Annotated in this window: 18 protein-coding genes and 1 tRNA gene; 3 read left to right on the plus strand and 16 right to left on the minus strand. The window is 36.1% G+C overall.

All coding sequences use genetic code 11. The features are described from left to right. Positions 1-265: 265 nt before the first annotated feature. The 6 genes from apaG to gpmI all read right to left on the minus strand — a co-directional run bounded on the left by apaG (position 266) and on the right by gpmI (position 5750). Positions 266-652 carry a Co2+/Mg2+ efflux facilitator ApaG/CorD gene (gene apaG / locus SBO79_RS05435; protein ID WP_318642687.1) on the minus strand — a complete coding sequence of 129 codons (387 nt, stop codon included), beginning with the start codon at positions 650-652 and terminating at the stop codon, positions 266-268. Between the two features lie 60 nt (positions 653-712). Continuing rightward, positions 713-1963 (minus strand): type IX secretion system plug protein, encoded by a 1251-nt coding sequence (locus SBO79_RS05440; RefSeq protein WP_318642689.1) that lies wholly within the window; start codon positions 1961-1963, stop codon positions 713-715. An 84-nt stretch (positions 1964-2047) separates the two neighbouring features. Further along, positions 2048-2812: a class I SAM-dependent methyltransferase gene (locus SBO79_RS05445; protein ID WP_318642690.1), complete on the minus strand. Its 765-nt coding sequence runs from the start codon at positions 2810-2812 to the stop codon at positions 2048-2050. Positions 2813-2853: 41 nt separating this feature from the next. Continuing rightward, positions 2854-3672: a type I methionyl aminopeptidase gene (gene map / locus SBO79_RS05450; protein WP_318642692.1), complete on the minus strand. Its 819-nt coding sequence runs from the start codon at positions 3670-3672 to the stop codon at positions 2854-2856. 73 nt (positions 3673-3745) lie between these two features. Next, on the minus strand, positions 3746-4189 hold the full coding sequence (locus tag SBO79_RS05455; protein WP_318642694.1) for a thioredoxin family protein: 444 nt from the start codon (positions 4187-4189) through the stop codon (positions 3746-3748). A gap of 43 nt (positions 4190-4232) precedes the next feature. Further along, positions 4233-5750: a 2,3-bisphosphoglycerate-independent phosphoglycerate mutase gene (gene gpmI / locus SBO79_RS05460; protein WP_318642696.1), complete on the minus strand. Its 1518-nt coding sequence runs from the start codon at positions 5748-5750 to the stop codon at positions 4233-4235. A 584-nt stretch (positions 5751-6334) separates the two neighbouring features. Here gpmI and SBO79_RS05465 point away from each other — a divergent pair. Next, positions 6335-7084, plus strand: coding sequence for a murein L,D-transpeptidase catalytic domain family protein (locus tag SBO79_RS05465; RefSeq protein WP_318642698.1), 750 nt, complete (start codon positions 6335-6337; stop codon positions 7082-7084). Here SBO79_RS05465 and SBO79_RS05470 read toward each other — a convergent pair. Then, positions 7073-8671, minus strand: a complete 1599-nt coding sequence (locus SBO79_RS05470; RefSeq protein WP_318642699.1) for a L,D-transpeptidase family protein — start codon at positions 8669-8671, stop codon at positions 7073-7075. The two genes, SBO79_RS05465 and SBO79_RS05470, sit on opposite strands and share 12 nt — an antisense overlap. A gap of 78 nt (positions 8672-8749) precedes the next feature. Next, positions 8750-9184, minus strand: a complete 435-nt coding sequence (locus tag SBO79_RS05475) for a GNAT family N-acetyltransferase (protein ID WP_318642701.1) — start codon at positions 9182-9184, stop codon at positions 8750-8752. A gap of 158 nt (positions 9185-9342) precedes the next feature. Between SBO79_RS05475 and SBO79_RS05480 the strand changes: the two genes are divergently transcribed. Then, positions 9343-9418 (plus strand) — tRNA-Gly (locus SBO79_RS05480). Between the two features lie 832 nt (positions 9419-10250). On the opposite strand, the gene SBO79_RS05485 is transcribed toward SBO79_RS05480, so the two are convergent. From SBO79_RS05485 to SBO79_RS05495, 3 genes are all read right to left on the minus strand, one after another. Then, a complete protein-coding gene (locus SBO79_RS05485) occupies positions 10251-10796 on the minus strand; it encodes a hypothetical protein (protein ID WP_318642703.1) in 546 nt (181 codons plus the stop codon). Positions 10797-11023: 227 nt separating this feature from the next. Beyond that, the gene (locus SBO79_RS05490; RefSeq protein WP_318642704.1) at positions 11024-11530 is read right to left on the minus strand and encodes a hypothetical protein; all 507 of its coding nucleotides are present in this window, start codon (positions 11528-11530) and stop codon (positions 11024-11026) included. 569 nt (positions 11531-12099) lie between these two features. Next, on the minus strand, positions 12100-13464 hold the full coding sequence (locus tag SBO79_RS05495; protein WP_318642706.1) for an acyl-CoA dehydrogenase family protein: 1365 nt from the start codon (positions 13462-13464) through the stop codon (positions 12100-12102). A 221-nt stretch (positions 13465-13685) separates the two neighbouring features. On the opposite strand from SBO79_RS05495, the gene SBO79_RS05500 reads away from it, so the two are divergent. Further along, complete coding sequence (locus tag SBO79_RS05500; RefSeq protein WP_318642708.1) at positions 13686-14909, plus strand: glycosyltransferase; 1224 nt, start codon at positions 13686-13688, stop codon at positions 14907-14909. A gap of 13 nt (positions 14910-14922) precedes the next feature. On the opposite strand, the gene SBO79_RS05505 is transcribed toward SBO79_RS05500, so the two are convergent. The 5 genes from SBO79_RS05505 to porV form a co-directional block, all read right to left on the minus strand. After that, the gene (locus SBO79_RS05505; RefSeq protein ID WP_318642710.1) at positions 14923-15744 is read right to left on the minus strand and encodes an endonuclease/exonuclease/phosphatase family protein; all 822 of its coding nucleotides are present in this window, start codon (positions 15742-15744) and stop codon (positions 14923-14925) included. Positions 15745-15816: 72 nt separating this feature from the next. Then, complete coding sequence (locus SBO79_RS05510; protein ID WP_318642711.1) at positions 15817-17568, minus strand: pyruvate dehydrogenase complex dihydrolipoamide acetyltransferase; 1752 nt, start codon at positions 17566-17568, stop codon at positions 15817-15819. 6 nt (positions 17569-17574) lie between these two features. Further along, a complete protein-coding gene (gene pdhA, locus SBO79_RS05515) occupies positions 17575-18573 on the minus strand; it encodes a pyruvate dehydrogenase (acetyl-transferring) E1 component subunit alpha (protein ID WP_318642713.1) in 999 nt (332 codons plus the stop codon). A gap of 106 nt (positions 18574-18679) precedes the next feature. Then, positions 18680-19162, minus strand: coding sequence for a cytidine deaminase (cdd, locus tag SBO79_RS05520; protein ID WP_318642715.1), 483 nt, complete (start codon positions 19160-19162; stop codon positions 18680-18682). Between the two features lie 94 nt (positions 19163-19256). Then, positions 19257-20426, minus strand: coding sequence for a type IX secretion system outer membrane channel protein PorV (gene porV / locus SBO79_RS05525; protein ID WP_318642717.1), 1170 nt, complete (start codon positions 20424-20426; stop codon positions 19257-19259). Between the last annotated feature and the right edge of the window lie 26 nt (positions 20427-20452).

Genomic DNA, 20452 nt, shown 5'->3' on the forward strand with positions numbered 1-20452 from the left:
TGAGAAATTTAACCATTAAGAAGTTATGTTTCATTGAGTTTTAGAGGTAAATAAGAAAACTTCATTTTTGTTAAAATTGAAAAGACAAAAAATTCTTTCTGAATATGATAGATGATTCCAATGATTTTACCTTCAACCGAAGCCAAAATCGCCTTCTTGCTTGAGGTCGACAAATCCACAGTCTGCCTCGGTCCAGATGCTAGATGAAGTACACTGAAGTCTTTTGGCGAAAGCCTTTAAAAAATATAAGGAAAGTACTAACCAATTAATTCAATGCGTAAGGTACGCTCAATTTGAAGGACGGGACAACTACTTTGAACTTTCGAGTGCTAGTGAAATTAACCATATTAAAGTAGCCTTTCATCGAGCCAAAAGGTGATTCTAGAAAACACCCTGAACTGTAGGAATGAGATTCTCCCGGCTTCAAAACCGGTTTAAGACCAACAACACCTTCGCCTTCGACTACCTCAGGATCGTTGAGCGCATCAAAAATATCCCAATGTCTTGAAATAAGTTGTACTGAATCTTTACTATGATTCTCAATAGTTATCTGATAACTGAACGCAAAATGCAAGCGGTAGTTTTTAAGGAAAGTACCTTCAAAACCTGTAAGTACCGTGATTTTTATACCTCGTGTGATTTGTGTAACCATAACTGCTAAGATGACGAATGTTTCTCAAAATTACAAAAAATTCTCAACAATTGGCAATTGTTAATTGGTTATATCCAAGGAACTTGCAGCGCCGCGACCAATTACTCTATCATAGCGCTGATTGCTTTCGCGGTAATAAACCAAGACAATATAGCTATTCTCGGTTTCGTAAAAATTGCCATCGATGGCGTTTTTTTGATCGATTACACCATTTTTGTCCGCAATCTGATATTGATAGTTTGTAAAACCTTGTTTAATCATAATAGCTTTTTCGTACAATCCATTTTTTGCGTTATACTCCATCCGATTTTCTTCGCCCAAAGCATAATTATTGAACTTCCCGTTTACGTAAATATCTTTTTTGGTAAAATTTGCCGGCGCCGACAGTGTGAAAAATACCCAAGCATAATCTGATTCAACGCTGAAATCTTCGGCGCCCAAATTATTGACAAGGAAACTACCGTTGATGTCCGGGGCAAGTGTGTAAGGCTTGTTGGCTCTAGCGTCGTGCTGGTACAAATGCGCATTATAGATCTCTTTTGAATCTACCCGACCTACATAATTATTTGCCGAACGAATGTCTTTATTTTCGAAATATAGAAATTCATTACCGCCCCAAAATTGGGTTTCGGAATCATATTTATAAATCAAATCATTCCCAATGGTGTACATCGGTTTTATATTTGAAATAGCATTTTTAAACTCGCCATTCTTTACTAGTAGTACTTTTACGTTTTGAGTTGGATTTTGAAATTGCAAGTTAGGCGACAAAATAGAGAATTCTAAATTCTGTTTTTCCTTGATAACACTAATATTTCTAGCTCGTTTTACTTGAACAGGAACTTGTACAATGTCTTCAAAAAGTATCAGCTTACGCGAAAAAACCACTTCTTTTTCTTCGTTTAGAATTTTGATGAGGTAGTTTCCACTAATTAAAAACTGCGTTAATTTATTTGGAAACGATAATCTGTAATGTGAATATAATTGTAGCGTATTGAAAGAATTGGTATAATTCTGAATTCGTTGATTGTCGAAACCTTGAATATAATCTATTTTTGATAATCCTGATGGATTCCAATTGTAATCGCAGTGTTGAATTTCGTAGTAATAATCTGCTTCGTTGCCAAAAAGGTCGTCGAATTCTAATTGAAAAGAATCTCTCAAACCTATGATTGGATCTGAAACTTGTCCATTTTGATAAAAAGCTACGGTCTTTATATTAAAGGGAGGCGGTGTTTCTACAACTTTCTGAGCTAGTGAATTTGAGATAAATCCTAGAAAAAGCAGGGCAGAAACTATAAACTTATACATATTTTGAATATTTGAAGATTGTAAATATAACAATTTCTCAAGTACAATTGCAGTGCCACAAAATGAATAGAGTGGAGAAGAGGGTTACTTTGTGCAGACAGGAATTATTTCGCCCTTAGCAAGTGCGTATTTTTCTACATCTTCTGCCGGAAGGGTTTTAGTATAATCAACTTCTTCAACTTTAAAGCCCTCCGATCTTAGGGTGTCAAAGTAATCGCGACCGTAGATTCGAACGTGGTCATATTGTCCAAAGATTGCGGCACGTTCTTTTGCGTCTGTAATAGTGTCGTCGGTAAAAGTTGTGGCTCGCTGTAATTCTTGAGGTACCTGAAGAATGGCCATTCCACCGGGTTTTAAAACTCTATATAATTCCTGCATTGCCTTTCTATCGTCAGGAATATGTTCTAAAACGTGGTTGCAGAGAATTACATCGTACATATTATCTTCAAAGGGAAGATTGCAAATATCTGCTTTGACGTCTGCTAATGGCGATAGTAAATCGGTGGTGGTGTAATCTAGATTCTTTTGGTTTCTAAATCTTTTGTAAAATGCTTGCTCAGGAGCGAAGTGTAAAACTTTTTTGGGAGCGGTAAAAAAATCGGTTTCATTTTGGAGGTATAACCACAATAATCTGTGGCGCTCAAGAGAAAGCGTTCCTGGAGCCAAAACATTATCGCGTTGTTTGCCATAACCATACGGTAAGAATTTCTTAAAACTCTTACCGTCTATAGGATCTGTGTATTTATCGCCCTTGAGCAAGGTGGCCAAAATTGGTCGTACCACGTAGCTCAACCTTATTAATAAAGGTCTGGGAATTAAATTTAAAACGTAACTAAAAATTTTTTTCATACTACTCTTCCGAGTGAATAACCGTTATAGAGAAAACAGTATTACAGGACTAAAGGCGTTTTTCTGAACTCATCTTCCTCATTAGATTCGATTCCTAATGCTTTATAAATATATGCAAAGGTTGATAGTAGCTCAGGTTTCCCGTCGATAAGAGCAACATCGTGCTCAAAGTGTGCCGATGGTTTTCCGTCTGCTGTTAAGATTGTCCAGCCGTCCTTAAGCTGTTTAATGTTTTTTGTACCTAGATTGATCATTGGCTCGATTGCCACGACCATTCCTTCAACAAAAAGTTTTCCTTTACCTTTTTTACCGTAGTTAGGCATTTCGGGATCTTCGTGCATTTTGCGACCAAGCCCATGTCCTACAAGTTCGCGTACGACGCTGTAGCCGTGACTTTCGGTGTATTTTTGAATTGCGCTGCCCACATCTTCTACTCGATTTCCAGCTTTAAATTCGCGGATTCCAACGTAAAGTGATTCTTTGGTTACTTGAAGAAGTTTTTCGACTTCTGGAGATACTTCACCAATTTTAAATGAATACGCGTGGTCTCCGTAGAAACCATTTTTTAAAGCACCACAATCTACCGAGATAATATCTCCTTCTTGTAACGGTGTGGCATTTGGAATTCCGTGTACAACTTGAGCATTTGGTGACATACAAAGTGAATTTGGGAATCCGTACATTCCCAGAAATCCTGGCTCTGCGCCATGATCTCTAATAAATTCTTCGGCTAATTTGTCAATGTACAATGAAGTAACGCCAGGTTTCATTTCTGGAGCAATCATTCCGAGACATTTTGAAACAATCATAGCACTTTCGCGCATTAGTTCAATTTCTTCTCGTGTTTTTGGGATAATCATAATGTGTTATTTTCAGTTGGCAAAAGTACTAAAATATGCTATTTGTAAGGGAATTAACCGCCGTAAATTAAAGTTAAACCTCTCTTTCTAGGATTTGAAGCATATCATATTCAAGTGAAACTGTTGGCTTCTCTACAATACGACCTAGTTCTTCTCCATGTTTAAAAAAGATAAAGGTTGGAATTTTTGTAATGTTCATTCCTTCTTCATAATTTTCTGGAGTCTTTTTAGTAAGATCCATAGATGCATTTACAATACGCGATTCGTCAATACCAGCCTCATTTAAAATTTTATAGAATCTAGGAATTTCGCGGTGACAGTCCCCGCACCAAGTTGCCATGTAAATTGAAATACTTACTTCGGCAATTTCAGATTTCAAATCATTGAGTAAAACCGAATCGACATGGTACGAATCATACTCTTTTTTGTACCAATGATATTCTCTTTCTAATATAGCTTCAGAAATAACGCCGACAAATATATTTTCTAAATGATCTTTATGAGAATCGTTTTCCATGTTGTTTTTAATTTATAAATTGATAATTTACAATATAGCGCATTTATAATAATGAATGCTGAGTCATTACTTCAGGTTTTTCTACACCCATCAATTCCAATATAGTTGGGGCAATATCTGCCAATACACCGTTGCGAATAGCTTTCAACGTCTTATCGATCAATATAATTGGGACGGGATTGGTTGTATGTGCGGTATTTGGCGATCCGTCAGGATTAATCATCGTTTCGCAATTTCCGTGATCTGCGATTAAGATTGTAGTATAATCGCTATTGTTTGCTGCGGTTAGCACTCTCTCAACCGCTTTGTCAACCGCTTCGCAAGCTGCAATTGCCGCTTCCATAACGCCGGTATGTCCTACCATATCGCCATTGGCAAAATTTAAACATACAAAATCGACTTCGCTTTTTTCGAGAACGGGTACTAGTTGATCGCAGATATCAAATGCACTCATTTCAGGCTGCAAATCATAGGTCGGAACTTTTGGGGAAGGACACATTATTCGGCTCTCACCTTCAAATCGGTCTTCTCGTCCACCTGAAAAGAAGAAAGTAACGTGTGGGTATTTTTCTGTTTCGGCAATTCGCAATTGAGTTTTTCCGGCATCGGCGAGAACCTCTCCCAAGGTTTTTTGTAAATTATCCTTGTAGTAGATGACATGCATATTTTGGAAAGAATCATCATAGCTCGTCATTGTAACAAAGTAGAGCGGGAGTTTATGCATTTCGCAATCTGGATAATCTGTTTGCGTCATTGCTTCTACCAACTGTCTTCCTCTATCAGTGCGGAAATTAAAGAAAATTACAACATCATCTTTATCTATTGTAGCAATTGGTTTCTGATGATCATCAACCATGACAATTGGATTGATAAACTCATCAGTAATATCATTCGCATAACTTTCCTGAATACTTTTTATAGCATCTTGAGAGGGTGCGCCGCGACCATTGATGAGAAGTTCGTACGAAAGTTTAATACGTTCCCAACGTCTATCGCGGTCCATGGCATAATAGCGACCAATTATTGTAGCTAACTTTGCCGTAGTATCTTTAGTAAAATTTTGAAGTTCATTAATAAAGAACTCTCCGGATTTAGGATCAACGTCTCGACCATCGGTAAAGGCGTGGATAAACACATCTTTGAGTCCAAAATCTTGAGTTGCTTCAACGAGCGCTTTTAGGTGATTGATGTGCGAATGAACTCCACCATCTGACACCAAACCCATCAAGTGAACTTTCTTTTGATTTTTTTTAGCGTAAGCGAAAGCTTCCAAAAGAACTTTCTCGTTCATAATTTGTCTAGAACTACAAGCATTATTTATCCGCTGTAATTCCTGAAAAACTATGCGACCAGCACCAAGATTCATGTGTCCAACTTCGCTATTTCCCATTTGACCCTCGGGCAAACCAACATTAAGTCCGTCTGTACGAAGCTGCGCGTGAGGATATTTGAGGTATAAACTATCTATATAAGGAGTATGTGCATTGTCAATGGCTGAAACTTTGGGATCTGGAGATTTTCCCCAACCGTCAAGAATCATTAAAAGTACTTTTTTGTGCATCTTTCTGTTTTTAATTTAAAGAAAAAAAATGAGCAGCTGTAGCTACAAAGGTACTATTTCAAACTCAATTGTTGGCCTGATTGTTTTCTATAAAATTAACTTTTTATGGAAGCGTAAAGCCTAATAAAAAGAAGCTTCGCGGGTTGATCAAAACTTAAAATTATATATAAAACTGTGAAAATTAGATAATTAATTAAGACTTGTGGTACAATAGTTGCATAATCAATAATATACTACCGAATCCCTGCGATTATTTTTTAACGCCAACTTCATTATCGCTGAAATGCATTTTTGACCAATTTTACATTAACCAAACTTAATCTTACCATTAATATGCTTATAGGAGGTTAAGAAAAAATGCGCACTATATTACTATATAGAAATACTATTACTTATATATTTACGTTCAACTATTATATGTTTTACATTTTTGAGGCGATTTTTGTAAGAATAGTTCGAAATTTTTTGAGCTTCAACGTTAAAATGTGCGCTTTAACAGTAATTTTTTACCAAAATCAATTGCATAACAAAAAATAGTTTTTACATTTGGCAACCCGAGTTTAACATTAACCTAAAGATAATCAATGACATACAAGATCCTACCATTATTAGCCTTTGCATTTCTTACAGTATCAACTAGTACAAATGCAGTCAAAGAATCATCAGAGAATAAATTAGAAACCGTAACAGAAAAACCTACACTTTACGCTTCAAACATAAAATCGGCAGAAATTAGCTTCGAAAGTAAAGCCGAAAGCATCTACAAAGATTTAGGAGCTTTAAATACTACAATTCCTCAGGCCGAAAGTTTTAAAAACGCACTCAAAGGATTTTATCTTTTGAAAGAAAAAGGTCTAATTAAAAAAGATATTATTACCATTATTGATTTCAGCATCTCGTCAAATCAAAAACGTTTATGGGTGATTGATATGATAACAAAAAAAGTGCTTTATAATTCGCTTGTAGCACATGGCAGAAATTCGGGCAATGAATTTGCCACAAGTTTTTCTAATGTTAATGAGTCTTTTAAAAGCTCACTAGGATTTTTTGCAACTGGCGAAATCTACGTTGGTAAGCATGGAAAATCTTTAAGACTTGATGGTCTTGAGAAAAACGTTAATGACAATGCTAGAGAAAGAGCAGTGGTAATCCACGGTGCAGACTATGTTTCTGAAGATTTTATCAAAAACAATCACAGACTAGGAAGAAGCTTAGGTTGTCCAGCACTTCCTCAAGGATTGACCAATGAGATAATAAATTTAATTAAAGACAAATCGTGTCTTTATATTTATCATCCTTCAAAAGCAAAACCAATCGCGGCATTAGTTTCGTAGTTTTTTGCTAAGATCTTTGTCCAGATTGTAAATATCATCTCGAAAAATCAGCTGACCATTTTCACTCCAGGCAGTCCAATAATACTGATAAATATAAACAGGATCTTTCATTTTTACACTTGTAGTTTCAAGTCTTGAAATGGTCGATTTAATAGAATCCAGAGACCATCGGCTGTTATTCAAAAGCATTTCGGCCAGTGGTAGTGGATTTTCTACTCTTACACAACCCGAACTCAGGGAACGATTATTTCGACTAAAAATATTTTTGTGGTTTGTATCGTGTAAATAGACCATATGTGAATTCGGAAAATTGAATTTCACATTCCCCAAAGAATTATTATCTCCAGGTCCCTGCACATATCGATACTTGGTATAATTATCCGGATCCCAATTTTCTGGACTTATAGGATTATTTGACCAATCAAAAATCGAAATATTTGTTCTGGCAAAGTAGCTTCGATTATTACGAGCAGAGGGAACTAAATCTTCTTTCAAAATAGTAGGAGGGACGGTCCATGTTGGATTTATTACAATATCACTTAGCTTCGATGTCAAAATCGGCGTTTTTCTTTTTATTGTTCCTACGGCAACTCTTCTAGTATTAATAGTATCATTATTTTTCACGACCCGCATTTTATAGTCAGCAATATTTAATATAATGTAATAGTCACCAAAAGATCTTCGATACCATCTCCATCGTTCCATATTTGCAATTATTTGACTTTCCCTATCTTGCTTAGTTTCATTCAAAGCGGCAATCGTACCACGACCAATTACACCATCCGCACTAAGTCCGTGTCGGACCTGAAATCTTTTCAGAGCTTTGTATGTAAGAGTATCATAAACCGGCGAAAGTGGAGCAGATGCTTGCAAATCCTTCCAATAGATTAATTTTTTCTTGATTGTAATAAGATCTTTTACACTATCATTAAGCTGAATTTTTTGATCAGACTTAATTGTGCTGAATTTCTGATCAGGAAAGGTTTCCAAAATTTTTAAGGCTTGTTTCAGACTCTTATACACTTGATGTTGGGGTGTTGCACTTGCAACTGCTTCAAGGATAGAATCACCTTTGATGGCATTGTATAAATGAGCATTAATATCGTATTTATTACGTTTTATCTCCCAGTCTGAGTACAATTTCTTCGGATTGAGTTTTCCGTTTGATAGATGCGACAAGAATTTCTGTGCAGCTGCGCTAAGCTCAATATCGTATTCAATTCGCTCTTTTTCAGATGCAGAAGAAATAACTCCTTCCTTGTCCGAAAGTTTTTTTAAATGGTAATCTTCCGGATTGAGACCGTCAGATCCGCAAGATGCAATTGAATTTAGGACATTTTGGCGCTGGGATGTAAGATTCCAAATAGTAGTGAAGTTGTTTTTCTTATACAAATCGAAAAGAAGATTCGCACTCTCTCCTGCTAGAGAAGTGGAATCAATTGCAAGTGCAACAAATTTTTCAGCTGCTTTTTTAGAATATTCAATCGGTGCTTTTGCATCAAGATTTGCACTGTCCTTCTTCTTGCAGGAAGTAACCAAGAGAAACGAAGCGAGCAAGAAATATAAAAAATGAAAACGTGCAGACATATAGAAATTTATATGGTGTAAAATTACTCTTATTCCGCCCGCTTCTGATATGCCTTTAGCGCATATTCTTACATAATTCTAATCTGAAACCATTACATAATGCTCGCCAACCTCAGGAATGATAAAAGCTTCACTTCTAATTTTTGCGTGCATACTTTTATAAAATGGCACAGCAGCTGAGCGCGCGTTAAACCACATAGTAGCGTGTTGTTGCGATAAGCAATATTTTTTGCAGTAATTATATAGAGAGGCGCCGATTCCCATATTTTGATGAGAGTCTAATACCGCCATTCCCCGAAGTTGAAATTGACGAGAATTTTTAATCAAGTTCGAACTTTTTTTATATAAAGAAGCCACTCCAACCAATTTGTCATCTTGATAATACCCAAAATGCATCGTTACGGGCAAATTATCTCCATCAAATTTGCAAGTTTCTACAGGTTTTCCAGCTCTCAAAACTGAATGTCTCACTGCGAAAGTAGCTTCAGCGTCAATTTGTCTAATAGTATTCATGTTTAAAGGAAAAATATTTGAAATATATTTTAGTGCTAATTATTTCAAAGATAAATAGATAGGATGAAACGGCGATTTTTTTCGAAAATTATTTAAAATTTTTCCTCAAAAAGTTTGCATACAACATTAGTTCTGCCTTATATTTGCACCACCAATACGCGGAAGTAGCTCAGTTGGTAGAGCTCCAGCCTTCCAAGCTGGTTGTCGCGAGTTCGAGCCTCGTCTTCCGCTCCAAAGTCCCAAATGAAAGTTTGGGACTTTTTTTTTGCTTTAAATTCTCCAAGGATTTTCTTTCTCTTCAAAATTTTCTATAACAACTTTCTGATTTTTTTAAGGAGCCAATCGCGCTATTCACTTCAATTCCTCGTTGCAAGGCTTTTTTTCCAATGTCATAATAGTATCCCGATAGCTATCGGGACTAAGGTCGCTCTATTATACCAGGAAAAAATAGCCTTGCTGCCTGCGGGATTTTCGCTACTATCACGGCTAGGGAATTTAGTTGATATTGATATAAATCTTGCTGAAGAAAATTCGCAAATATATCTGAATATTTTTTCTTTTTATCGAAAGCTATCTGAGCCTTTGATAATTAGCAGAGCACATCACATAATAATAGAATTTACGTTATTCAGACAAGAAATAAGATCGAAACTTTAATGGGCTGAGCACACAAGAATAAGTAACAGAATAGTAGTAAAACTAGCAAAATTTCTGCAATATATTTTCAAGGAATTACTTAGAAACGCCTTTCGCAAACTTGTCATACTGACGAAGGATGACTCGAGAAATAGTGAAAAGGCGAAGCAATTTCGTTACATACTTAAATTACTTATAATATTGTTAGTTTTATTTGCGATGCATTCTAGCAGAGGTGGATTATTTTCAGATTCAAATTAAAACGGGTTTAATGGAAAACATTTTAATATCAATGATCTCAATGTTGTCAAGAAAAAGGAGCAAGATTAATATCCTTGATCCCGATCGGTACTTACAATTCTTCTTCGATATATCGATAGGGATAGAATCGCAACCGATACTCCCAAGGAAGATGTTGTTCTGCCAGTTATTATTCTGCTAGTTTTGGAATTTTAAATAGTAAAACTAAGGACCAAATTTGTAAAATTGTTTGAATAATGTTAATTAATCCAACAAGAGGTTGATTTATTAAGTTTGAAAGTAAAAACGGAAAAGTTAAAACCCCTAAAATTAAAATAACTAAACAAACATATTTCATCGATTTGTTGCCCTTACTAATTAAATATCCGATACCAAAAACAAAGGCAAGTGAACTTATAGCGGTGAAAATTTTCATTCCACTATCAAAATTTTGATAACTCAAAATTAAATTTATAATTCCTAAAGCTCCAGATAGATATACTAAGTCAGAAGACTTTTTATAATTTGGATGAATTACGACATCCATTTTTTTAATATTTTTCTTGTTGGAAAATGTTATCCGTTCCTTTTCTTCATCTGTAAATTCTCGTCCTCGAGTTTTTAAAATTTCATATGCGTGCAAATTTGCTTCTGGGACATACCTATTTCCAACTTCAATATATTTTTCTAGTTGCTGATTTGATTTTTGTTCTAAGAGTCTTTTATTAACGCTCATTTATATATAATTTCTAGTTGCTTTAATTGATTGACGAACGACCCCCTCGGATGACTTTTTCTCCACTAAATATTGAAGATTGTCTGAATAGTTAAGTATTTCTGTAGCTTCGGTAGAGAAATCGTCCTATTATAAAGATAAAACAGCTTTAAATATTAGTCAGAAACTGAAACTCCGCAGAACACCATTTTGGCGGTTGTTCTTCCTTCGTGAATGTTAGCTTTTTTTTATCTTGTTTTAAGATGATTATGATGTCCTTTTCTATAACTATGATAAGCTAATGTCACCAAGATTAAACCTAAAAATGGCAACAGATAATTTTTAATCTTCTCTCTATTTATATTTTGTTCCACTGACTGCAACACTAACCCATCTACCATTGTGCCTATAGTCGCGATTGGTCTTTGTCCGTTTATCGAATGCTCGTCTTTTTTATCAATGCGGAACGTGAGCTTTGATTTATTATTTATTAAATATTCCTTGCAAAGGCTTTCAGTCAAATAACTGTCTTCAAATTCATTAGTGTATTCATTAAGTTTTAAAATAATAAAATAGTCACTTTTTCCTCTTCCCCATTTATAAGTGTAATATGAGTTAAGGGTCCCCGAGATTTCTGTCGTTTGGTCTATGTTAATATGGTTGTCATTAAGAGAAAACAGCATAGCAACAAGTCCAAGCGCAGCAAGAAATAAGGGAATAACGTAAACAGTTAATATGTGATTTAATTTATCCAAAATTAGGGAAGATCTAGCCCGTCATTATATGTAGCCGTATTCATTAATATCTCTAATGTCTTCCAAAACACTTCCAATTTGCGGCAATTATCGGCGTACTAACAGTAGGTTTAATTACTCGAGCAATATATAACAAAACCGTGATAAATCGTTACTAGAAATATTCTTTAGCTGAATAATTTCAACTGTAAATTAGATTCAGTTTTTTACAATTAGAAGCAGTTACGGCCAAGCATGTTGAAAGAAATTTGGAATATCGATTGCAATCACTAGCTTAATAATTTCTAGAAAATTCTAGACTTTACTAATAATGGCACTTGAAACACGGTAAATCGTTAATTTGATTTGTTTTAAGTCTAGATCAACCGCTCAGCATTTCAGAGGTCCTAGCGAAGCGAATTGGCGAAGTACACCCTTTGCTGCCATTCAAAAATTTCTAACTTAAAAATTGCAATTTCTGACGCAGAAGACACAGCGCAAAGCTTGACCTGAACCAAAATGAGAGTTTCTGTATTAGAAAATTAGTTGTGGTTTAGATTGTTGCCAAATAATTCGGAGGACTAAATTTTTTAATTTACAAAAGCCCCAAAGCCTGTGATTGCTCTCCCTACAATCAGCGTATTAATTTCTTTCGTTCCTTCGTAGCTATAGATCGCTTCAGCATCGGCGACAAATCTCGCAACATCATATTCTAGCAAAATTCCGTTACCGCCCATTACTTCGCGGGCTCGGCTCACAACATCGCGGGTTTTCATACTGCAAAAGACTTTGGCAAGTGATGCATGTTCATCTTTTAATAAACCTTGATCTTGTAATTCGGAAAGGCGATATACCATAGTTTGCATTGCAGTTAGGTTGGAAAGCATTTCAACCAAGTGATTTTGAATAAGCTGGAAAGAAGCGATTGGTCTTCCAAATTGTTCTCTTTCTTTGGTATATTTCAGGGCGCTTTCATATGCTCCACGAGCACATCCAACAGCTTGCCAAGCAACTCCCGCGCGAGTCATTTTTAGAACTTTGGCAGTGTCTTTGAAAGAATTTGCGTTCTGTAATTTGTCTTTTTCTTCAATAATACAATCTGTGAGAGTGACAATTGCATTTTGAACGGTTCGCAAGGCCATCTTGTCCTCCATCTTTTCGGCTTTGAAACCTGGGTTTTCTTTCCGAACCAGAAATCCTTTTACTTCGTTGCTATCACTATCTCTAGCCCAAATGATTATCACATCGGCAAAGGTTGCGTTGCCAATCCATTTTTTCTGACCGTTTAGAATCCATTTTTCGCCATCAAATTTACAAGTGGTATCCATTCCGCCCGCCACGCCAGATCCAACTTCGGGCTCGGTAAGCCCGAAGGCACCAATTTTCTCCATTCGTTGCATTGCAGGTAACCATTCTTGCTTTTGCTCCTCGCTTCCGCAGAGGTAAATTGAACCCATTGCAAGTCCGCTGTGAACTCCAAAAAAGGTTGAGATTGACACATCGACTCTCGCTAATTCTTGCGCAATGATTCCTTCCATCAATGAGGATTTATTTCCACATCCATAACCGTCGTAGGTCAGGCCAGCAATATTAAGCTCGGCCATCTTGGGAATAATTTCGAAAGGGAATTCGGCACGATTCCAATAATGATTTGCAATCGGTCTGATTTCTTCTTCCATAAACTTCCGAACTTTTAATTGAAGTTCGCGCTCTTCTGGAGTTAGCTTTAAACTTAAATCATAAAAATCTCCATCAACCGGAGGCAATTCGCTCTGACTTTTCTTCTTTTTGGTTTTTAGCATTTTCATCAAACCTTTTAACTGATTATCATCTAGAGAACCTAAAGCAGTCATCGCTTCGGCTAAATCAATTTTTTCGTTGATCTTAGCTAATTGGTCAAGATCAACTTGTTTTAAGAGAGAGATTGTATTTTTTATTTTGGAGAAAAATGACATAGAATTTCGGTTTTGAGTTGTTTAAAATTAACGATTATATCTCGAAAGGCTGTTAAATCTAGCTAAAGAATTGAAGTGCTAGCGATACGATTTTTGAGCGGCCTGAATATATTCGGCGAAAGCCAAAAAATTTTTAAATTGAATCAAATTGATTTCCGTTCTTGACAGGGCAGAAAGCTATTGGCGATTTTGTACTTTCGCAGTCTTGAAAAATTGATGATATGTCGCAGAAAATTTTAATTATCGGAATTGTTTGGCCAGAACCAAAATCTTCGGCTGCAGGAACGAGAATGTTGCAACTTTTGCAGTTTTTGAAATCCTACGACTACGAAATTACTTTTTGTTCGGCGGCGATGCGAAGTGATTATTCTTTGAATTTTTACGAATTAAATATCGCGACGCAGCAGATTGAATTGAATTCTTCGAGCTTTGATGATTATATAAAATCCCAAAATCCAGACATCGTAATTTTTGATCGCTTTATGATCGAAGAGCAGTATGGCTGGAGAGTTGCGGAAAATTGTCCTGACGCTTTGCGAATTTTGGATACCGAAGATTTGCATTGTTTGAGATTGGCCAGGCAAGTTGCCTATAAGAAAGGAACAGAATTTGAGCTGGACAGTTTGCTTTTGCAGGATGTTGCAAAGCGTGAAATGGCTAGTATTTTAAGATGTGATTTATCGCTGATTATTTCTGAATTTGAAATGCAGGTTCTTCAAAATGTTTTTAATATTTCTGAAAAACTACTTCACTATATTCCGATTTTTGCTGAAAAATCGACTGGAGTTATTGCAAGTTTTGAGGAAAGAAATAACTTTCTGTTTATTGGAAATTACCTTCATGAACCAAATAAGCAAGCGGCTTTATTGCTGAAAAAGGAAATTTGGCCGTTGATTAGAAAACAACTTCCAGAAGCCAAAATTCAGATTTATGGCGCTTATGCAACTCAAGAAATTTTACAACTGAACAATATAAAAGAGGGATTTCTAGTAAAGTGTCGCGCGCAAGATGCAAATGAAGTTATGGTTAATTCCAGAGTGTTGCTTGCGCCAATGCCTTTTGGTGCGGGACTCAAAGGCAAACTTTTGGAATCGATGCAAAATGGAACGCCATCAATTACTACAAATATTGGCGCAGAAGGTATTTCAAATAATGCGAATTGGAATGGATTTGTGACTGATGATTATAATGAGTTTGCAAATGCTGCAGTTCGATTATATTCTGATAAAGAAGATTGGAATTCAGCTCAAGAAAAAGGATTTAAAATTTTGACCAATCGATTTGATAAAAGTCTTTTTGAAGATGAACTGCAAAATAGAATTGTAGAATTACAGAAAAACTTAAAAGCGCATCGAAAGCAAAATTTCTTTGGAGCGCTCTTGCAACATCACACTTTAACTAGCTCTAAATATCTTTCAAAATGGATTGAGGCAAAAAATAAATAGCTACAACTCTTTTTTAAAGTAAATCAAAAATCATCAAAATCGGAATATGATCTGATAGTTTTCGAGCTAATTTGACATCCTCATACTTTTTATAAAAATGAATTACTTCGGCTTTTAAAAACCTAATTTTATCACTTTTGTAAAAGAAATTATCAAATTCGGAAGCAAGACAATCATTATTAAAACACTTCTGCCTCAAGGTAGTTTTCTGATTTTGAAAAGCAGATTCATAACCCATTTTCTTTAAAGGATTAAAAACCGAATGTGTTTGTGGACAATTGAAATCTCCTAGAAATATTAGATTTTTTGTAGGATATAAATCCGGTAGGAATTTGAAATATTTAATCTCAGTTTCAGGTTGCATCTTCTTGGTAATAGCGTGAAAATTCACCAAAGTAAATATTTTTCCGTTATACTTAAAATCAGCAAAAAAGGGCTCACGATCTATTTCGAGAGCGTAAAATTTTTCCAGAAATGGTTTATTTATGAGCTGAACTTTGAATGGTTTCCAGAAATAGGCATACCGTTCTGTTTTGTACGCGCTACTTTGAGTTGGATCGCTAACGACGTACATCCACCTTGCGCCTTTTCTATTTAGGATATCTGACAAAGCAGCCACAGCTTGCGTTCCGCCATATCCGGCGACAACTTCCTGAATGGCTACGATGTCATAATCTCTCACAAAATCAGCAATCTGCTCTAAAGTTTCAGGCGATTTGGACTGTCCTAAATTCTGTAAATTCCAACTTACTATACTTATTTGCGCAAGCGTAAGTTGGCCAGCAAATAAGGTGAGGACAATTAGAATCAAACGGAAAATAAATGGTGTTTTCAAATAAATCAAATTATAAAAAAAACAGCTGTATGAAAACACACAGCTGCTATATAGTAAAAGGTAAAATTTTTATTATGCTAACATTGTCACTGGATTTTCTAAATACTGACGAAGCGTTTGTAAAAACTCTGCTCCCGTTGCGCCATCGACAGTACGGTGGTCGCAAGCAAGCGTTAATTTCATTGTATTTCCAACTACAATTTGACCATCCTTTACAACTGGCTTTTCTTCGATTGCACCAACAGATAAGATCGCAGAATTTGGCTGATTGATAATTGAGGTAAATTCAGAAATTCCAAACATTCCTAAGTTAGAAACTGTGAAGGTACTTCCTTCCATTTCTGATGGTTGTAATTTTTTATTCTTAGCTTTTGATGCAAGGTTTTTCACTTCAGCACCAATTTGAGTCAAAGTGCGTTGATCTGCAAAAGGTAAAACAGGAACAAGTAATCCATCTTCGACTGCTACTGCCACACCAATATGAACATGGTGGTTAATTACTGTAACATCCTCTTTCCAAGTAGAATTGACACGAGGGTGTTTTTTAAGAGCCATCGCACAGGCTTTGATTACTAAATCGTTGAACGAAACTTTAGTATCTGGCAATGAATTGATAGTTTTTCTTGAAGCCATCGCTTGATCCATCACTACCTCAATAGTCAAGTAATAGTGAGGAGCAGTGAATTTTGATTCAGCAAGTCTGCGAGCAATAGTCTTGCGCATTTGCGAATTTTTCACTTCTTGTACATCTGTTTCTTCAGCAGCAACAAATGGTCGTGCAGGTGCAGCGGCTTGCGCAGGCGCAGAAGTTTGTCCTGAAGCAGCAGCCGCCGGAGCAGCTTGAGCAGCAGGTTTTGCTTCTTGTGGCTTATAATTTTCTATATCCGATTTAATGATTCGGCCATTTTCGCCAGAACCTTTTAAATCATTTAGATTAATTCCTTTTTCTTCCGCAATTTTTCTCGCTAATGGCGAAATAAATACGCGTTTGTCATCATTTGATGAACTAGAAGAAGTAGATTTTTCTTCGGTTGAAGCAGTTTCTTTCGATTCTGATCTATCCTCTTTTTTATCCTCTTTTGAGTCTTCTGATTTTTCTTTCTTATCATTAGAAGTATCTTCTTCATGCGAAGAAAAGTTGTCTGCAATCCCGCTAACATCAGTTCCTTCAGGTCCTAATATCGCAAGAATGCTATCAATTGGAGCAGATTCACCTTCCTTGATTCCGATATATAATAAAGTTCCTTCGTTAAAAGATTCGAACTCCATGGTTGCTTTGTCAGTTTCGATTTCAGCAAGAATATCTCCTTCTTCTATTTTGTCGCCAACTTTTTTAATCCAAGTTGCAACAGTCCCTTCCGTCATAGTATCACTAAGGCGTGGCATTTTTACAACAACAACTCCTTTTGGAAGTTCTTTAGATTTTGATGAATCCTCTTTCGGCTTATCTTCTTTTGAATCCTCAGATTTATCTTCTGACTTTTGATCTTTTTTGTCTTCGGATTTAGATTCTTCTTTAGAGTCCTCTTTCGAATCCTCTTCTTTTGAATCATTACCTTCTTCAAGTAAAGATTTATAATCTTCGCCTTCTTTTCCAACTATTGCTAACAGTGAATCAACCGGAGCCGAATCGCCATCTTGAAGTCCAATATATAAAAGAGTTCCAGCTTCAAAAGCTTCAAACTCCATAGTTGCTTTGTCAGTTTCAATTTCGGCAAGGATATCTCCTTCTTCGATTTTATCGCCAACTTTTTTTAACCATTTCGCCACTGTTCCCTCAGTCATAGTATCGCTAAGGCGAGGCATTGTTATTTTATGTGCCATAGTATATTATAGTTTGTGAGGAATAAATGGATAATCTTTTTGGTCGTACACAACATCATAAAGCTGTTGAACTTCTGGGAATTCTGATTCTTCAGCAAAATCCACACATTCTTGAACCAAGTCTTTTACTCGTTGATCCATTGCTTCAATTTCCTCTTCGGTTGCGTAATTATTTTCTTTGATTACATCCAAAACTTGTGTGATTGGATCAATCTTTTTGTATTCTTCTATTTCGTCTTTTGAGCGATACAATTGCGCATCAGACATTGAGTGTCCTCTGTAACGATACGTTTTCATTTCAAGAAATGTTGGCCCATCGCCTCGTCTTGCTCTACTGATTGCCTCGTCCATAGCTTCAGCAACTTTTACAGGATTCATTCCGTCAACTGGACCGCAAGGCATTTCGTAGCCAAGGCCCAATTTCCAAATATCAGTATGATTTGCTGACCTTTCTACCGAAGTCCCCATTGCATATCCATTGTTTTCGACAATAAATACTACCGGAAGTTTCCATAGCATAGCCATATTAAAAGCTTCGTGAAGTGAACCTTGTCTTGCAGCTCCATCACCAAAGTAAGTTAAAGTAACGCCGTCTCGTTCAAAATATTTATCTGCAAATGCAATTCCTGCACCTACGGGAATTTGAGCACCTACAATTCCGTGCCCACCATAAAAACCTTTTTCTTTAGAAAAGATGTGCATAGAGCCCCCCATACCGTGAGAAGTACCCGTCTTTTTACCCATTAATTCTGCCATTACTCGGCGGGGATCAACTCCCATTCCTATTGGCTGAACATGGTTGCGGTATGCAGTAATCATTTTGTCAGTATCCAGATTCATTACGTGTAACGCTCCTGCTAAAACTGCTTCCTGACCATTGTACAAATGTAAAAATCCCCTAACTTTTTGTTGTATATATAGTGCAGCTAATTTATCTTCAAATTTTCGCCAAAGCAGCATATCTTCGTACCACTTCAAATAAACTTCTTTTGTTATTTCTTTCATAACATATTTATTGTAAAAAATTAATGCATAGGTGAATTCTATCTTTGGCAATTTAGCGAAAGCTAGAGAATCGCAAAATTACTACATTCGATTGTAGAACTAAAATTTATAACACGTTTTTATCAAAAGATAGCGGGAGTAAGTTTTCTAATGATTCTGAGCGATATACCTTTCCGGACTCACCCATAAAATATATTTCGATAGGGTGTGATTGTCGTGATTCATATTCGGCAATTGACTGTCGGCACGCGCCACAAGGTGGAATAGGAGCAAGGGTAGGATTTGCATCTGACGTTGCCGAAATCGCAAGTGTCTTGAACGCAACATTTGGATATTTTGCACCAGCATAAAAAATCGCAGTTCGCTCTGCACAAAGCCCCGAAGGATAGGCAGCATTTTCTTGATTGGAACCTATTACAACTTCATTATTTTCTAATAAAATTGCAGCACCAACTTTAAACTTACTATAAGGTGCATAGGCAACTTTTCGAGCTTCAATCGCTTGTAGCATCAATTTTTGAACTACTTCTGGCAATTCTGTCATCGAATCAAAAACATCGAAAGAGCTGGTAATTGAGATTTTCTTCATAATAGAAACTTTTTAAACTGAGATAGATACAGAAAAAAAAATCCAAATTTCACGAATGGAATTTGGATTTTATCTGAATTAATAAAGTGTTGGTCTAATATTCATCGTACTTTTCACCGAAGTTAAAGGTTAATGAGAAACGAAGTGTGTTCTCTAACGGATTTTTAACTTTTGAAGCTGAGAATAGGTATGAAACATCTACTTTAACTACATTGTATTTGAAACCTGCACCTAAAGCAAAAAACTTTCTAGCTCCTTTTTCTATACTTTCGTTAAAATATCCTAATCTAAATGCAAAAGAGTCTTGGTAAAGATATTCTGCACCTGCAGCGTATGTAAACTCTTTAAGCTCTTCGCTAAATCCGTCTGGAGCATCACCAAATGATTTGAACATCCCAGAAACCCATCCTATATTACTGTAGTCTTCGTTAGTCTGAATAATTTCTTCCTGAGTTACATCTCCATCTCCATTAATATCTGGATTTTGTGGAGTTGGAACTAATAACTTATTAAACTCTGCGGTAAGCGAAACTTTGTTGTACTCATCAAAGATGAAGTCAAATCCAGCACCAACTTTCATATTGGCAGGAATAAAATTTGCATTGTTATCTCCAGCTGATTTGTCGTATTTGATTTTTGGTCCCATATTTTGGAAGTTGAAGCCTCCTCTAAAGCGACCATTAAAATCATTAAAAGCAATTTCTTCTGATTGGTAGAAACCTGCTACATCGACTGCAAATGTACTAGCTGCAGAAGCATCACCTTGAGAATCTGGAATTTTTAAACTTGAGTTTATGAATCTCCCTGCAACTGCCATCGAGAAAGTCTCTGACAATTTAAGCGAGTAAGATGCATCGACTGCAAACTCACTTGGTTTTACAACATTAGGAATGTCATCAAAATTTTGTCTAAGCTCAATTTCACCTAGACCAAAATAACGTAAACTTACTGCAAATGCACTACGCTCATTAAACCTATTAAAATAGGTGATCTGACCAAGAGAAATATCATTTACAAGATCTGTAAGATAAGGCGTGTAACTAAGGGAAAATCCTTGAGCCTCCTGAGAGAATGCGAATTTTGCTGGATTGTACTGTTGAGAATAAGCGTCTGGCGAAGTTGCTACTCCTTGATCACCTAAACCGGCTGACCTAGCATCTGCTGCAACTAATAAAAACGGAACTCCTGTTGTGATCACTCTGTCCTGCGAAAAACCAAATTGCTGGACCAGTAAAAAGGCAAATAATATTGAGATTTTTTTCATAAAAATTTTTAAAAAAAGAATTAGAC

The organism is Flavobacterium ardleyense (assembly GCF_033547075.1).
GTDB classification, from domain to species: Bacteria; Bacteroidota; Bacteroidia; order Flavobacteriales; family Flavobacteriaceae; genus Flavobacterium; species Flavobacterium ardleyense_A.

Coding starts and splice junctions, on each gene's coding strand:
- apaG (WP_318642687.1), bottom strand. CDS start 652: ATGGTTACACAAATCACACGAGGTATAAAAATCACGGTACTTACAGGT.
- SBO79_RS05440 (WP_318642689.1), bottom strand. CDS start 1,963: ATGTATAAGTTTATAGTTTCTGCCCTGCTTTTTCTAGGATTTATCTCA.
- SBO79_RS05445 (WP_318642690.1), bottom strand. CDS start 2,812: ATGAAAAAAATTTTTAGTTACGTTTTAAATTTAATTCCCAGACCTTTA.
- map (WP_318642692.1), bottom strand. CDS start 3,672: ATGATTATCCCAAAAACACGAGAAGAAATTGAACTAATGCGCGAAAGT.
- SBO79_RS05455 (WP_318642694.1), bottom strand. CDS start 4,189: ATGGAAAACGATTCTCATAAAGATCATTTAGAAAATATATTTGTCGGC.
- gpmI (WP_318642696.1), bottom strand. CDS start 5,750: ATGCACAAAAAAGTACTTTTAATGATTCTTGACGGTTGGGGAAAATCT.
- SBO79_RS05465 (WP_318642698.1), top strand. CDS start 6,335: ATGACATACAAGATCCTACCATTATTAGCCTTTGCATTTCTTACAGTA.
- SBO79_RS05470 (WP_318642699.1), bottom strand. CDS start 8,671: ATGTCTGCACGTTTTCATTTTTTATATTTCTTGCTCGCTTCGTTTCTC.
- SBO79_RS05475 (WP_318642701.1), bottom strand. CDS start 9,184: ATGAATACTATTAGACAAATTGACGCTGAAGCTACTTTCGCAGTGAGA.
- SBO79_RS05485 (WP_318642703.1), bottom strand. CDS start 10,796: ATGAGCGTTAATAAAAGACTCTTAGAACAAAAATCAAATCAGCAACTA.
- SBO79_RS05495 (WP_318642706.1), bottom strand. CDS start 13,464: ATGTCATTTTTCTCCAAAATAAAAAATACAATCTCTCTCTTAAAACAA.
- SBO79_RS05500 (WP_318642708.1), top strand. CDS start 13,686: ATGTCGCAGAAAATTTTAATTATCGGAATTGTTTGGCCAGAACCAAAA.
- SBO79_RS05510 (WP_318642711.1), bottom strand. CDS start 17,568: ATGGCACATAAAATAACAATGCCTCGCCTTAGCGATACTATGACTGAG.
- pdhA (WP_318642713.1), bottom strand. CDS start 18,573: ATGAAAGAAATAACAAAAGAAGTTTATTTGAAGTGGTACGAAGATATG.
- cdd (WP_318642715.1), bottom strand. CDS start 19,162: ATGAAGAAAATCTCAATTACCAGCTCTTTCGATGTTTTTGATTCGATG.
- porV (WP_318642717.1), bottom strand. CDS start 20,426: ATGAAAAAAATCTCAATATTATTTGCCTTTTTACTGGTCCAGCAATTT.